Origin of the sequence: Streptomyces sp. NPDC006687, assembly GCF_040636215.1 — a bacterium.
Taxonomy (GTDB): domain Bacteria; phylum Actinomycetota; class Actinomycetes; order Streptomycetales; family Streptomycetaceae; genus Streptomyces.
In genome coordinates this window covers 288,306-302,308 of sequence record NZ_JBEYJJ010000003.1, presented here as the reverse complement: position 1 = coordinate 302,308, position 14,003 = coordinate 288,306, and the positions used below count along the sequence as shown (strand labels likewise).

Annotated in this window: 14 protein-coding genes; 7 read left to right on the top strand and 7 right to left on the bottom strand. The window is 75.8% G+C overall.

Annotation, left to right across the window (positions count from 1 at the left end; all coding sequences use genetic code 11):
• Nucleotides 1–78 precede the first annotated feature (78 nt).
• The 3 genes from ABZ716_RS05815 to ABZ716_RS05805 all read right to left on the bottom strand — a co-directional run bounded on the left by ABZ716_RS05815 (nucleotide 79) and on the right by ABZ716_RS05805 (nucleotide 1,530).
• Complete coding sequence (locus ABZ716_RS05815; RefSeq protein ID WP_351890799.1) at nucleotides 79–435, bottom strand: YciI family protein; 357 nt, start codon at nucleotides 433–435, stop codon at nucleotides 79–81.
• Nucleotides 436–564: 129 nt separating this feature from the next.
• Nucleotides 565–1,185, bottom strand: a complete 621-nt coding sequence (locus tag ABZ716_RS05810; protein WP_358812669.1) for a hypothetical protein — start codon at nucleotides 1,183–1,185, stop codon at nucleotides 565–567.
• Nucleotides 1,186–1,260: 75 nt separating this feature from the next.
• Nucleotides 1,261–1,530 (bottom strand): hypothetical protein, encoded by a 270-nt coding sequence (locus tag ABZ716_RS05805; protein WP_351890794.1) that lies wholly within the window; start codon nucleotides 1,528–1,530, stop codon nucleotides 1,261–1,263.
• Nucleotides 1,531–1,628: 98 nt separating this feature from the next.
• Between ABZ716_RS05805 and ABZ716_RS05800 the strand changes: the two genes are divergently transcribed.
• The 3 genes from ABZ716_RS05800 (at nucleotide 1,629) to ABZ716_RS05790 (ending at nucleotide 3,531) form a co-directional block, all read left to right on the top strand.
• Nucleotides 1,629–2,006 carry a thioredoxin family protein gene (locus ABZ716_RS05800; protein ID WP_358956870.1) on the top strand — a complete coding sequence of 126 codons (378 nt, stop codon included), beginning with the start codon at nucleotides 1,629–1,631 and terminating at the stop codon, nucleotides 2,004–2,006.
• Between the two features lie 107 nt (nucleotides 2,007–2,113).
• The gene (locus ABZ716_RS05795; protein ID WP_358956867.1) at nucleotides 2,114–3,316 is read left to right on the top strand and encodes a cytochrome P450; all 1,203 of its coding nucleotides are present in this window, start codon (nucleotides 2,114–2,116) and stop codon (nucleotides 3,314–3,316) included.
• 5 nt (nucleotides 3,317–3,321) lie between these two features.
• The gene (locus tag ABZ716_RS05790) at nucleotides 3,322–3,531 is read left to right on the top strand and encodes a ferredoxin (protein ID WP_351890787.1); all 210 of its coding nucleotides are present in this window, start codon (nucleotides 3,322–3,324) and stop codon (nucleotides 3,529–3,531) included.
• Between the two features lie 67 nt (nucleotides 3,532–3,598).
• Here the strand turns inward: ABZ716_RS05790 and ABZ716_RS05785 are convergent, their stop codons facing one another.
• A complete protein-coding gene (locus tag ABZ716_RS05785) occupies nucleotides 3,599–3,802 on the bottom strand; it encodes a cold-shock protein (RefSeq protein ID WP_351890785.1) in 204 nt (67 codons plus the stop codon).
• Nucleotides 3,803–4,239: 437 nt separating this feature from the next.
• Between ABZ716_RS05785 and ABZ716_RS05780 the strand changes: the two genes are divergently transcribed.
• Nucleotides 4,240–5,616, top strand: a complete 1,377-nt coding sequence (locus tag ABZ716_RS05780; protein ID WP_358957087.1) for a DEAD/DEAH box helicase — start codon at nucleotides 4,240–4,242, stop codon at nucleotides 5,614–5,616.
• Nucleotides 5,617–5,671: 55 nt separating this feature from the next.
• Here the strand turns inward: ABZ716_RS05780 and ABZ716_RS05775 are convergent, their stop codons facing one another.
• The 3 genes from ABZ716_RS05775 to ABZ716_RS05765 form a co-directional block, all read right to left on the bottom strand.
• Complete coding sequence (locus ABZ716_RS05775) at nucleotides 5,672–6,613, bottom strand: class I SAM-dependent methyltransferase (protein WP_358956865.1); 942 nt, start codon at nucleotides 6,611–6,613, stop codon at nucleotides 5,672–5,674.
• A 108-nt stretch (nucleotides 6,614–6,721) separates the two neighbouring features.
• Nucleotides 6,722–7,351 (bottom strand): hypothetical protein, encoded by a 630-nt coding sequence (locus ABZ716_RS05770; RefSeq protein WP_358956863.1) that lies wholly within the window; start codon nucleotides 7,349–7,351, stop codon nucleotides 6,722–6,724.
• Between the two features lie 84 nt (nucleotides 7,352–7,435).
• On the bottom strand, nucleotides 7,436–8,443 hold the full coding sequence (locus ABZ716_RS05765; protein ID WP_358956861.1) for an NUDIX domain-containing protein: 1,008 nt from the start codon (nucleotides 8,441–8,443) through the stop codon (nucleotides 7,436–7,438).
• Between the two features lie 276 nt (nucleotides 8,444–8,719).
• Here ABZ716_RS05765 and ABZ716_RS05760 point away from each other — a divergent pair, with 276 nt between their 5' ends.
• The 3 genes from ABZ716_RS05760 (at nucleotide 8,720) to ABZ716_RS05750 (ending at nucleotide 13,881) form a co-directional block, all read left to right on the top strand.
• Nucleotides 8,720–9,196, top strand: coding sequence for a hypothetical protein (locus ABZ716_RS05760; protein ID WP_358956859.1), 477 nt, complete (start codon nucleotides 8,720–8,722; stop codon nucleotides 9,194–9,196).
• 90 nt (nucleotides 9,197–9,286) lie between these two features.
• Nucleotides 9,287–11,035: an RNA ligase family protein gene (locus tag ABZ716_RS05755; protein ID WP_358956857.1), complete on the top strand. Its 1,749-nt coding sequence runs from the start codon at nucleotides 9,287–9,289 to the stop codon at nucleotides 11,033–11,035.
• On the top strand, nucleotides 11,035–13,881 hold the full coding sequence (locus ABZ716_RS05750) for a poly(A) polymerase (protein WP_358956854.1): 2,847 nt from the start codon (nucleotides 11,035–11,037) through the stop codon (nucleotides 13,879–13,881). The genes ABZ716_RS05755 and ABZ716_RS05750 overlap by 1 nt, the downstream gene beginning before the upstream one ends.
• Nucleotides 13,882–14,003: the final 122 nt, after the last annotated feature.

Below are 14,003 nucleotides of genomic sequence, written 5' to 3'. Positions count from 1 at the left end.
CACCCATCAGATCAGCCCCTGACCGGCGGGGCAAACGCGGTGCGGGGGGCGGCCGTGGCCGCTCCCCGCGGGCGGGGCTCACATCTCCTGGATCTCACGGAGCTCGGCGCCGACGTGCCAGGACGCCGGGTGGGTCTCCAGGAACCGCTTGGTCCACTCCAGGGCCTCGGCCTTGTCCTTGCACTGGAGGAGGGCGTACCCGCCGACGACCTCCTTGGACTCGGTGAAGGGGCCGTCGGTGACGCTGATCCTGCCTCCGGACCAGTCGAGGCGGGTGCCCTGGGCGGTGGGGAGCAGTCCGGCGGTGTCGAGCATGACCCCGGCCTTGGTGATCTCCTCCAGCAGGGCGCCCATGCGCTGCTGGAACTCCGGCGGGAAGTCCTGCGGGGGGAGGTCCTGCTCGTCGATGCGGATGAGCGACAGGAAGCGCGGCATGGTGACTCCTCGGTCGGGAGGGCGGGGACCGTTTCCCCGCCTCTCACCCCTGCGTCGAACGGGAGCGGCCGGGATCGACAGCCCCCGCGAGATTTCTTCCGGGGAATTCGTCAGGCGTGCCAGAAGGACTCAGGCGCACCAGAAGTACATCGTGTCCTGGCGGGCGCGCAGGCTCTCCTTCGTGGAGGCCCATTCCTCGGCCTCGCAGCGGATCGCCTTGAGGAAGACCTCGACGGTCTCCCGGACCTCCCGGTCCAGCCGGTCCAGCACCGCCTCGTGCGCGGCGACGAACTCGGCGGCCAGCTCCGTCGGGAAGGTCCCCATCCAGGGGGTGCTGTCACCGGGGTGGGGCAGGCGCACGGGCGGCCCGGACAGGAGGATCTGGGAGAGGGCGAGCCGGGCCGGGATCCCGGCGCGCGACACCTCCTCGTCCACCGTCCAGAACCAGGACTGGCGCGCCCAGTCCCCGAGGTCGTGGGGGTCCGAGAAGTGCGCGGAGATCAGCGCGTGCAGGGCGTAGTGGTAGCCGGGGCCCTGTTCGGCGCTGACGCGGCCGTCGAGGAGCTCCTCCAGGGCCTGGGCCACGGAGACGTCGAGGTCGATGCCCTCGGCGTGCAGCCGCCCGTCCACGGTCCGGCACTTCTCACGGACGGTGGCCAGCGTCCGCTCCTGCTCCGGCGTGCGCTCGACGGCGGTGAGCAGCCTCATCGGATCGCGCATACTGCCGGTGCTCATGACAAGGTGACCCACGGTTACTTCCTTCCCCAGGTGGTGCCTCATGATCCACGAACCGGGCCCTTCCGGCGAAACCGGCGCCGCGGACTCCTACCTGCTGTCCCCCGACCAGTCCCAGCGGGCCGGGTCCGCGGCGCGTCGGCGGTAGTGGGCGCGGCCGCCCGGCCCGTAGCGGCCTATCTCGGTGGGCAGCCGGGCCTCCTCGGCCAGCCGGGCGGGGCTCCAGCCCGTGACGTCGAGGAGCAGCCCGTCGAGGGGGCCGCCGACGAGCTCGCCGTAGGCGCGCCCGGGGCGGGGGCCCGGATCGGGGTCGTCGTGATCGGCGCCGTAGACCCTGCGGCGCGGTGTGCTGAGGTCCATGCGCCCAGGATCACAGGCGCCACTGACAACCGGGCCCGCCGCCGCGCGGCCTAGGCTGACGGTGAGCTGAGACCACTTGTCCGAGGAGAGCACCGCGCATGATCCACCGGGTACACCGTCCCCTGGAGGACCAGGAATTCGAGTTCATCACCGGGATGGCGCGGGGCGGCCCCGTACTGGCCTACTTCACCGGCACCTGGCCGAAGGCCGTCGCGGCCTCGCGGGCGATGGACGCCGTCGTCGAGGAGCTGGCGCGGGAGTACGGCGCCGGGCTGACGGCCGTCCGTACGGACATCACCCGCTGCCCGCAGACGACCCGCCGCTACGGGGTGACGGGCGCCCCCACCGTGGTCCTGCTCCGCGCGGGCGAGGCGGTGGCGACCCACGAGGGCCCGATGACGCCGGAGGGGCTGCGCACCCTCCTGGAGGAGGCGGGCGTCCGGGCCGGCGGCGCGGAGCCGGGGGCGCGCTCCTGAGGGTGAACTCGGGCAGGCTGGCCGAAAGTGGCATAGGGAAGATAGGTGCCTGAGGCATGTAATGGATTCCGGCGAGACGGAACCATCCTTGCGAGGTGTTGTTCTCCATGTCCGAAACCCTGCCCGCCGCAGCAGTCCCCTTCCCGCAGGACCGCACCTGTCCCTACCACCCCCCGGCCGCGTACCAGCCGCTGCGGGAGAACCGGCCGCTGACCCAGGTGAGCCTCTTCGACGGCCGGACCGTGTGGATGGTCACCGGCCACGCCGAGGCGCGGGCCCTGCTCGCCGACGGGCGGCTCTCCACCGACCGGACCCGTGAGTCCTTCCCGATCCCCACCGCCCGGTTCCAGGGCATCACCCGGCAGCGGACCGCCCTGCTCGGGGAGGACGACCCCGTCCACAACACCCAGCGCCGGATGCTGATCCCCAGCTTCTCGGTCAAACGGGCCAACGCCCTGCGGCCGCGGATCCAGGAGACCGTGGACGGGCTGATCGACGCGATGGTGGCGAAGGGCCCGCGGGCCGAGCTGGTCAGCGCCTTCGCCCTGCCGGTGCCCTCCATGGTGATCTGCGCCCTGCTGGGCGTCCCGTACGAGGACCACGAGTTCTTCCAGGCCCAGTCGCGGCGGCTGCTGCGCGGCCCGGCGCCCGCCGACGTCGAGGACGCCCGCACGCGGCTTCAGGACTATCTGCGGCAGCTGATCCTGCGCAAGCGCGCCGAGCCCGGCGAGGGCCTGCTGGACGAGCTGATCGTGACCCGGCTGGAGAACGGCGACACCGATGTCGAGGAGCTGGTCTCCCTGGCCGCGATCCTGCTGATCGCCGGGCACGAGACCACCGCCAACATGATCTCCCTGGGCACCTTTACCCTGCTGCGCCACCCCGAGCGGCTGGCGGAGCTGCGTGCCGACCCCTCCCTGCTGCCGGGGGCGGTGGAGGAGCTGATGCGGTTCCTGTCGATCGCGGACGGGATGCTGCGGGTCGCCACCGAGGAGATCGAGGCCGGCGGGGTCGTGATCCGGCCGGGCGACGGGGTGGTCTTCTCCACCTCGGTGATCAACCGCGACGAGGCCGTGTTCCAGGACCCCGACGCGCTCGACTGGAACCGCCCCGCCAACCGCCACCTGGCCTTCGGCTTCGGCATCCACCAGTGCCTGGGCCAGAACCTGGCCCGCGCCGAGATGGAGATCGCCCTGGGCACCCTCTTCACCCGGCTGCCCGGCCTGCACCTGGCGGCCGACCCGGAGACGATCCCGTTCAAGCCCGGGGACACGATCCAGGGCATGGTCGAGCTGCCGGTGGCGTGGTGAGCGGCATGCGGATCTCCGTGGACCGGGACGTCTGCATCGGCGCGGGCCAGTGCGTGCTGACCGCCCCCGAGGTCTTCACCCAGGACGACGACGGCCTCAGCGAGGTGCTCCCGGGCCGCGAGGACGGCCACGGCAGCCCGCTGGTCCGGGAGGCGTCCCGCGCCTGCCCCGTCTCGGCGATCACCGTACGGGAGGGGGCCCCGGGGAGGGAGTGACGCAGCGTGCCCCCGCCGGCCGGGCCGGCGGGGGCACGCTGTCACGCACGGGGTGTGCGGGGCGCGGTCAGAGAGAGCGCACCATCTCCGCCTGCGGGCCCTTGGCCCCCTGGGTGACCTCGTACTCGACCTGGGCGTTCTCGTCGAGGGACTTGAAGCCTTGCGCCTGAATGGCGGAGAAGTGCACGAACACGTCGGGGCCGCCGTTGTCCTGCTGGATGAACCCGAACCCCTTTTCCGCGTTGAACCACTTCACGGTGCCTGTTGCCATCGGTACTGATCCTTACTCGACGTTCCGCTCGGGCCGCCTGCGCGGCCGTCCCGATCCTTCCCGCCCGTCCCGCGCGCCACACCCGGGACGCCGCCAACCGGGGGCTGATCGAACATCCGGCCGACCCTGCCGCGGGGGTGGGAGGCCGCTGGTAAAATGGGCGGAAGACTTCAGGCGCGGGGCGCTTTCGCCCGGTGCGGACGCGTACGACGAGCCGGGGACCGTACCGACGGGTACGGACCCCGGCTCGTCGCCGTTGCGGACCCCGCCCTCGCTCCGTCCCCCCTCGTCCTCCTCACGGAAGGTTCTGCATGAAGAACCCGTCAGCTCACGGGCGTTTCGGCATCAAGGCCGGGGCGCCGGCAGGTTCCCGGTCCAAGGCCGGGGCCGGCGCCGGCAAGACCCCGCGGACCCTGGGCCCGCAGGGCGAGTTCGCGATGCCCCGGACGGGCACCCCGGCCCTGCCCCCGGTGGCCTCGTTCGACGAACTCGGGCTGCCCCCTGAGCTGGTGGAGACCCTGGCCGCCCAGGAGGTGCGGGAGCCCTTCCCGATCCAGGCGGCCACCCTGCCCAACGCTCTCGCGGGCCGCGACGTCCTCGGCCGGGGCCGCACCGGCTCCGGCAAGACCCTGGCCTTCGGCCTGGCCCTGCTGGCCCGCACGGCGGGCCGGCGTGCGGATCCGAAGCGGCCGATCGCGCTGGTCCTCGTCCCGACGCGGGAGCTGGCGCAGCAGGTGACCGAGGCGCTGACCCCGTACGCGCAGGCCCTGGACCTGCGCCTGGCCACCGTCGTGGGCGGGCTGTCGATCGGCCGCCAGACCGGGACGCTGCGCAGCGGCGCCGAGGTCGTGGTGGCCACTCCGGGACGGCTGAGCGACCTCGTCAAGCGGCGTGACGTGCACCTGGAGCGGGTGCGGATCACGGTGCTGGACGAAGCCGACCAGATGTGCGACCTGGGGTTCATGCCGCAGGTCACCGAGATCCTGGACCAGGTGCACCACGAGGGGCAGCGGATGCTGTTCTCGGCCACCCTGGACCGCAACGTCGACCAGCTGGTGCGCCGCTACCTCAAGGACCCCGTCTCGCACTCGGTGGACCCGCAGTCCGCCTCGGTGGGCACGATGGACCACCACGTGCTGCACATCCACGCGGCGGACAAGGTCTCGGCGGCGACCGAGATCGCCGCGCGCGAGGGCCGGGTCCTGATGTTCCTGGACACCAAGCACGGTGTCGACCAGTTCGTGAAGCACCTGCGCGCCATGGGCGTGCGGGCGGAGGGCCTGCACAGCGGGAAGTCCCAGCCGCAGCGCACGAAGACCCTCGGCCAGTTCAAGGACGGGCTGCTGACAGTCCTCGTCGCGACGAACGTCGCGGCGCGCGGTATCCACATCGACGACCTCGACCTCGTGGTCAACGTGGACCCGCCGGCCGACAGCAAGGACTACCTGCACCGCGGCGGGCGCACCGCCCGCGCGGGAGAGTCCGGCAAGGTCGTCACCCTGGTCACGCCCCACCAGCGGCGTGACATGGTCCGGCTGATGGCCGACGCGAAGATCCGGCCGACCATCACCCAGGTGCGCTCGGGCGAGGCGGCGCTGAGCCGGATCACCGGCGCGCGCAAGCCTTCCGGGGTCCCACTGTCCGGGGCGCTGCCGACCGACGCCAAGGGGCGGCCGAGCGGCACGGAGCTGGGCTTCCGCGGGCTCGGTACCCGCCCGGGCCGGACGGGCCGGGGCAAGGAGTCCCGTAAGACGATCGAGGCCCGCCAGGCGGCCGAGGCCCGCCGCGCGGCCCGGGTCCGCAAGGGGCTGTAGGCGCCTCCGGCGGTCCGGGGGTGTCCGGCCCTGACGCCGGACACCCCCGGGGGCCTCAGGCGCGGCGCCGCCGGGCGGTGACGATGGCGCGGGTGAGCACGGGCGGGAGCAGGTCCTTGGCCAGCTTGCGCCAGGCGGCTCCCGGCCGGGGCGCGGGCCTGCGCGCGGGCGGCGTCACCGGCGCGGCCGGCTTCTCCGGCTCGGCCGGGGCGTGGAGCGGCTCGGGGGCGGGCGGGGCGGTCACGCCGTGGTCCCCGACGCGCACCAGCGGGCGCCCGCAGACGATGTCCACGCCGTGCCACAGGCCGGGGCGGCCGTCCAGCCAGTCCCGCAGCGCCGCCTGGTGCGGTTCGGGATCGTCCCAGGTGGCGTACAGCTTGAGGCCGGACACGGCGATCACCCGCAGGCCGCCGACGGCCACCGCCTCCCAGACCGCGGCCGCGACGCCGGGACAGTGTTCGGAGCGGTAGTCGTCGAAGACGACGACGGCGCCGGGGGCGGCCACGAGCTTCGACGAGGCGATGTCCTGGACCACGTGCTCGTGCAGGTGCGAGGCGTCGATGTGGATGAAGCGGCAGCTGCCGGGGCGCACCCGGTCGGCCACGACGGAGGTCGGCGCCTGTATGACGGTCGGCAACTCCTCGTGGAAGGCGAGGTAGTTGGCCTCGAACCCGCGCCGGGTCAGGGTGGGGTAGGACTCCCGCACCTCTTCGAGGTTGTCGTCGTCGGGCGCGGGCGAGTCGAAGAGGTCGACGACGGTGAACTCCTCGCCCTCCCTGAGGTACCGGGCGAGGAAGATCGCGCTCTTGCCCATGAACGCGCCCAGTTCGAGGAGGTCGCCCTTCGCCTCTCCGGTGTCGTTCTGGCGGGCCAGGAACCAGTCGAAGAGCACCTGGTCGTTCGCCGAGAACCAGCCCTTCACCTCGTCGAAGGAACGGGGCGCGGGCGGTGCGGGCTCGACGTCGACGGTGACGGGAGCCTGGGAAACGTGCGACACGGAGAGTCATCCTCCAGCGGAATGGCATCGGTTCAACGCTGATACCCGGCCGGGTAACCAGACCTTAAACCCCCGAACAGCCGTATGGCGAGAACTCCCGCGTATTGATCATTCCCTTCCGGGGGCGGCGCGCCGGAGCAGCCGCCGGGCGGCGGCTATGCGGACGCGGCGACTCCGGGCGGAGGCGGCCAGCAGGGCGAGGGCCTCGTCGCAGACCTGCGACTGGACGGCGGTGCGCTGACACCAGTCGGAGGCGCCGGTGAGTTCGGCGGCGGACCAACTGCCGCCGCCGGTCAGCGCCTTGAGCAGGGTCCACTCGCGCAGCCGGCGCGCCGGGAAGGCGTGGCCCTCGAGTACGGGGCGCAGCGCGCGGGCCCAGTCACCGAACGCGGCATCGGCCGGCAGCCGGACGGCGCGGCGGTCGAGGTGGGTGACGACGGCGCTCTGCGCCATCACCGGGTCGAAGTCGCGCAGCACGTCGGCCACCGCCCCGGCCTCCCCGGCCGCACCGGCCGCCCCCGCGACGGCGAGGCGGTCGAGGTGGCGCGCGTACCGCCAGCGGTCGGGCGCCTCGGGCTGCGGGGCCGCTTGCGCGGGAGCCGCCTCCGGGGCGGCGTGCCGGGGGGCCGCCTCCGGCTGTCCGGCGGGCGGCCGCCGGTCCTGCGGTGCCGGCCGCCCGGCCGGGGTCTCCCGGGCGCCCCCCGGCAGCCCGCCCGTCTGTGTCTCACTGCTCCCCATACCCCCATTCCACACGACCCCCCGAGCCGCCCGGGGGCCGGGGGCCGTGAGGGCGGGGCGGCGGCCGTCACCCTCGCGGGCCGCTCACCAGCGCAGGCCCTGCTCGGGGAGGTCCGTGGGCGGGGTGCGGGGCGGGAGGGGGAGGCCGAGCTGGGCGCGGGCCGCGTGCACCGCCGCGAGCTCCTGATGGCCGGCCGGCCCCCAGTCGCTGAGCTCCCGCACCTGCTCCGGCGTGGCCAGCAGCCGGGCGTACGCCGGGTCGCCGGCCGGGGCGAGCCCCGTGAGGCGGGCGGCCGTACGGGCCAGGGCGGCCCGGTCGGCGTACCGGTAGCCGAGGGGCAGGGCCGCCACGGCGGGCTCCGCCTTCGGGGCGGGCAGGTACGCGGCGCCGGTGGCGCGGGCGATGAGCAGCAGGACCCGGCCGTCGGGGGCGAAGAGCCAGCCGGAGTGTCCGCGTACGGGCAGGTGCGTGGGGACGGGGCCGGGGTGCCAGGTGCCGTGCTGCGGGACGCGCCGGGTGCGCAGGACCCCGAGCCGGTCGAGGGCGGTGGGGGCGGTGGGACGGCCGTCCTCCAGCAGGACGGGGCCGCAGCCGTTGATCCGGGCCCGGAGGGCGGCCAGGGCGCGGCGGGCGTCGCCCGGCTCCATCAGCGTGCTCAGGTCGGCGGGCTCGGCGAAGTCGATGCCGGTGATCTCCTGGGCGGGCAGGCGGATGGAGCGGATCCGCTCAGAGCTCCAGGTGCCGCCGTCGTAGACGTGGAGGATCTCGCCGGGGAAGCCCATCTCGGGCGGGATGCCGGGGGTGTCGGCGGGGATCCAGTCCACGGCGAGGCCGCGGGGGTAGCGGCCCTCGACCCCGAGTTCCTCGCGCACCTCACGGGCGGCGGCCGCCGCGGGGGCCTCCCCGGCGTCGACCGCGCCGCCGGGGAGCAGCCGGTCGGGGCGGTAGTCGACGCTCTGGACGAGGACCCGCCCGTCGGCGTCGGTGACGAGAACCACCGCCGCGGCCCACAGGGCGGCGCGCGAGGCCCCGTATTCCGCCGGGGTCATCCATGTGCCCGCCCGTCCGGGGTCGTCGGTCAGCTGGGGCATGGGCACTCCGTTCACCGTGGGTGGGTCCGCCGCCTGTGCAACAGCGGGCGCGAGCACGGGGTTACGGCGCGCGGCGGGTGGTCGGGAACGGTCCGGCTTTACCCCCCGCATACCTTCCCGGTCTTCCTTATTTGCCCGTTATGTGGATCTTGATACGGTCCGTCGTGCGGGCTGGCGATGTGAAAGTCGCTGGTCCGACCACGTATGCGTCCCCACACTCACCCGTCCGTGTGAGCGGGGGCGCCGGACGGTGCTCCGGTGCGGCAGGGTGGATGGATGCCGTCGCGCCTCCGCCTCCCGCTCTGGGTCGCCGTCCTCCTCCTGGCCGCCGGATGTGTGACGGTCCGTCCGCCGGCGCCCGCCGGAGCTCCCGCGCGGGAGCCCGCCGCGTCCCGGCCGGCCGGGACGCCACGGCCGCCGGCGGCCCCCGCGCTCCCGCTGGGGCCCGCGCCGGATGCGCAGGACGCACCGCCCGCCGGGGAAGCGGACCCGCAGGACGTACCGCCCGCCGGGGAAGCGGACCCGCAGCCGCAGACCGGGCCGCGGCGGCCCGACGCCTCCGCCCGGCAGCGCTCCGAGGACCACCGGCCGCGCCGCTCCCCCGCCCGGCCGGCCCCCGCGGTCGAGCCCCGCACCCGGGAACCCGTACGCAGCGCGCCCCGGCCCGCGCCGAGGCGTTCGTACGACATGTCCGCGCTGTGCGAGGCCGCCAAGGGCCGCGTGGACCCGGCGATCGTGGCCCTCTGCCGATAGGTCCACCCTGGAGGAAATGGGTGGTGGCACCGGCGCCGGCTACCTACAGTGACCGGACGCCCTTCCCCCTCCCCCGAGCAGGAGCCGTCCATGCGCACGCCCTATCCCCGCACCGCGCACCTGCCGTGGTCCCCGGGCACCACGGCGGACGACCTGCGCGCCGGCGGGACGGCGGCACTGGCCGGCCGGGAGGTCGTCGTCACCGAGAAGCTCGACGGGGAGAACACCACCCTGTACGCGGACGGGCTGCACGCCCGCTCCCCGGACTCCGGCCACCACCCCTCCCGCGCCTGGGTGAAGGGCCTCCAGGGCCGCATCGGGCCCCGGATCCCGGCGGGCTGGCGGGTGTGCGGGGAGAACGTGTACGCCCGCCACTCGCTCGGCTACGACGCGCTCGACAGCTGGTTCTACGGGTTCTCGGTGTGGGACGCCGACGACCACTGCCTGGACTGGGACCGCACCGTGCGCTTCCTGCGCGGGCTCGGCGTCCCGGCACCCCGGGTGCTCTGGCGCGGGGTCTACGACGAGCGCGCCCTGCGCCGCCTGCGGATCGACACCTCCCGGCAGGAGGGGTACGTCGTACGGACGGCGGCCGGTTTCAGCCGCGCGGACTTCGGGCGGTGCGTGGCCAAATGGGTGCGCGGCGGGCATGTGCAGACCGACACGCACTGGATGTACGCGCCCGTGGTCGTGAACGGGCTGGGCCCCGCCGCCCCGCTGTGGGACGTCCGCTCGGGTTCGGAGCCCGACACGGGCGCGCTGCTGGCCGCCGTGGGGGCGGACGCCCCGGCCGGCCCCGAGGACGAACGGGCCGTGGCGGCGGTCGCCGCGCGGCTCGACGGCGCCGGCCGTACCGGCGAGGCCCGGCTGGCCGGCGTCCTCGCCGCCGCCCTGCGCCACGAACCCCGGGCCGTCCTCGGGGCCCGGCTGGCGGCGGGGCCGCTCGGGATGCGGACGGCGCGGCGGGTGGCGGACCTGGTGGGGCTCCACCCGCTGCTGCGCCGGCCCTACCCGGACGAGGAGCGGCGCGCGGGGCTGGTCCGGCTGGCGTCGTCCGCCGACCTCGGGGTGCTGCACGCGCTGGCGGCGGCGCTTCCGGGCGCGACGGCCGAGGAGAGGGAGTACGCCGAGTGGTCCGCGCTGTGCGCCGAGGAGGCCGGGCTGCTCGGCCCGGACCCGCTGGGCCCCCTGCGGGCCGGGCTGCGCGAGGCCCTCGGCGGCCTGGAGCCCGACGCCGCCGACCGCTGCTGGGCGCAGGCCCGCGAGGCGTTCGGGCGGGGCGCCCTGTCCACCCCGCAGGAGGCCGAGGCCGCGACCTGGCGGTGGCGCGACGGGGCGGCGTACCCGCGGCTGGTGCAGCTGTGCGGGCCCTCGGGCAGCGGGAAGAGCACCTTCGCACGGAACCTGCCCGGAGTGGACGCGTACATCGCCCTGGACGACCTGCGCGCGGCCCGGGGCGCGCGCGCCGACCAGCGGGCCAATCCCGAGGTGCTGCGCGAGGGACTGGAGCGGCTCGACCGCGCCCTGGCCGCCGGGGGCACGGTGGTGTGGGACGCCACCTCCCTGACGGAGCAGCAGCGCGGCCTGGCCGGGGCCGTCGCGCGGCGCCGGGACGCGCTGGTCACCCGGGTGGTGGCGCTCGTCGGGGAGGCCGAACTGCTGCGGCGCAACGCGGTGCGGCCGCATCCGGTGCCGGAGGCCGTACTGGCCGCGCAGCTGCGCCGGTTCAGCCCGCCCTACCCGGGCTCGGCGCACCGGACCTGGTACGTCGGGGCGGCCGGAACGGTGGAGGACGTGGCCGGCTCCCTCGGGGCGGCCGGCGAGGGGGAGGAACTCTGATGCGGACCAGCGAGCAGCTCTACCACCAGGTCGTCTGGGACCCCCGCTTCGATCCCGCCCGGTTCACCCTCGGCCTGCTCCAGCGCGGGGCCGCGCCCAAGCGGGTGCCGCTGCCCTCGTTCGTGCCGGGCGGGGAGATCCCCTGGCACCGGGTGCTGTTCGTCGAGGCCGACGGGGAACTGGTGTGGGACCGGGCCGGCGGGCTGGACCGGCTGGACGCGACGCGGGCCGGGCGGGTCCGCGGCCCGCGGCTGCTGCCCGAGCCCTTCTTCACCGCCCGCACCCCGCACGCCTGGGACCCGCAGGGCGGCGCCTGGCGGCCCCTCCCGTCAGATCCGGCCGCCTGCCCCCCGGCGCGGGTGCGGCTGCTGACCTGGAACACCCTGTGGGACCGGTACGACGCCCCGCGCATCGCCACCGCCCGGCGACGGCCGATGCTGCTGGCCGAACTGGCGGTGGCCGACGCCGACGTGATCGCCCTGCAGGAGGTGGAGCCGGCCCTGCTGGCCCTGCTGCTGGCCGAGCCGTGGGTGCGGTCCGGGTACGTCCTGGGCACCGATCCGGGCGGGGCGGACGTGGCGGACAGCGGGCTGCTGCTCCTGAGCCGGCTGCCGGTGCGCGAGGCGGGGCTGCACCTGCTCGGTCCGCACAAGGCCGTCGCCGCCGTCACCGTGGACACCGCCGGCGGCCCCCTGGTCGTCGCCGCGACACACCTCAGCAGCGACCACTCCGAGAACGGCGCCGTCCGCCGGGAGGCCGAACTGGCCCGGCTCGCCGGGGGGCTGGGCGGGATCGGCGCCGGGCTGGCGCTGCTCGGCGACTTCAACGACGGCCGCTCCGGGGCCGCCGGGCCGGCCCCCGCGCTGGGGCTGCGGGACGCCTGGAACGAGGTGCACGGCCCGGGCGACGACACGCCCACCTTCGACCCCGGCGCCAATCCGCTGGCCGCGGTCGGCTCCCTGACGGGCCGGGCCGCCCGGCTGGACCGCATCCTGCTGTCCTCCGCCGCCGGGGCCCGGGTGCGGGAGGCCGCGCTGCGGGGCGACTCCCCCGGCCCGGACGGCCTGTTCGCCTCCGACCACTTCGCGGTGGAGGCCACCGTGGAATACGGGACGCGGGAGGAGGCCGACGCGCTGCCCGGCGTACCGGCGACGGTGCGGACGGCGGTGGTCTGGCTGGCGCCGTACGATCCGGCGGTGGCGGAGCTGCGCCGGGCGCACGACCCGGGCGTGGAGCGCTGGCCGGCGCACGTCACCCTGCTGTTCGGCTTCGTACCGGAGTCCTCCTTCGAGCGGGCGCTGCCGTTGCTGGCACAGGCCGCGGCGGGGATACGGCCGTTCACGGCCCGGCTGGACGGGGTGCACTCCTTCGGCCGGCGCGAGGACGCCGTCCTGTGGCTGGACCCGGCTTCCGGCGAGGAGGGCGCCGCCCCCTGGCAGTCCCTCCGGCGCGCCCTGACCTCCCGCTTCCCCGCCTGCCGGGGCCGCTCCGCCGACTGGACCCCCCACCTCACCCTCGGCCGCAGCCGGGACCCCCGGCAGGCGGAACGCGACTGCGCCGAACGTCTCGCCCCGGCCGCCCCGCGCACGGCCCGCGTCGCCGAACTGGCCGTCGTGTCCCGCCGGGGCGACGGCCCGATGCGGGTCCGCGCGGTGGTGGAGCTGGGCACGGGAACCTGGCACTGGACGGACCCGGCGGCGTCCGGCGGCCTCCCCGGACCGGCCGGGTCCGGGGACCTCCCCGAACCGGTCATGGCGCGGCTCGCCGGGGCGCTGCCCGAGGGGATGGTGCGTGAGGCCGGGTCGCGGGCGATGGGGTGCGCCCTGCCGGGGGCCGACCTGGACCTGGTGGCGGTGCTGCCCGGTGCGGCCGACGCCGGGGCGGTGCGGGCGCGGGTGGCGGCCGCGCTGCCGGAGGCCGAGCGGCTGCGGGAGGTGACGGGGGCACGGGTCCCGGGGCTGCGGCTGCGCGCGTCGGGGCTGGACGTGGACCTGGTCGTCGTCGGAGCCGGTGCGCTGGACCCGGCGCGGGCCGTGGAGCGGCGGGCCGAGCTCGGTGAGGCGGCGGCGGCGGCGCTGAGCGCCCTCTCCGACGCGCGGGCCGTACGGGAGTCGGTGGGCGGCCGGCACCCCGCCTTCGCCCGGCTGGCGCGGGAGGTCAAGGCATGGGCGCGGGCCCGGGGTCTGGACTCGGCGCCCTTCGGCGGCCTGCCGGGGCTGGCCTGGGCCGTGCTGGCGGCGCGGACGGTGCGGGAGGCCGGGGACCGGTCGCCGGAGGAGTTGCGGCGGGAGTTCTTCGGCACCTGGGCGGCCTGGGACTGGCGCGAGCCGGTGTCCCTGGACCTGTCGGCCGCCGCCCCTGCGGCCGCTGCGCCGGTGACCGTCCTGACCCCCTCGGCTCCGGTCCGCAGCTGTACGTCCCAAGTGCAGCCGGGGATGCGCGACCTGATGGTCCGTGAGCTGTACGGGGCCTGGGAGCGGCTGGAGGCGGAGCCGGAGGGGCTCGCCGGGATCCTGACGGCGCCCCCGCTGCACCGCCGGCACGCGGCGTGGGCGGCGGTGACCGTACGGGGTGACGGCGCAGGGGAGTTCGAGGAGAACCTCGGCCGGGCGCGCGGGCGGCTGCGGGCTCTGCTGGCCGCGTTCGAGGAGGCCGGCATCGCGGAGGCCCACGCCTGGCCCCGCCCCTTCGACCGCTCGGCGACCTCGGCCCGCTACGCGGTGGGCCTCGGCACCACCCCGCCCCCGGCCACCGCCCTGGCCGCCCTCACGGCCCCGTGGGCGGCGACCCTGCCGGGGGTGGAGGTGACCTGGGCAGACGGCGGCGAGGTCCCGGACCTGCTCTAGGCCGTCTCTTCCGGATCCTGCCTGACCCGCGCCGCCCGGCACCGCACCTCGCCGCCTCGGCCGGGCACCAAGTACGCGCCGTACGGCGGCGCCCAGCCAAGGCGCCGACGCACGGCACCTGG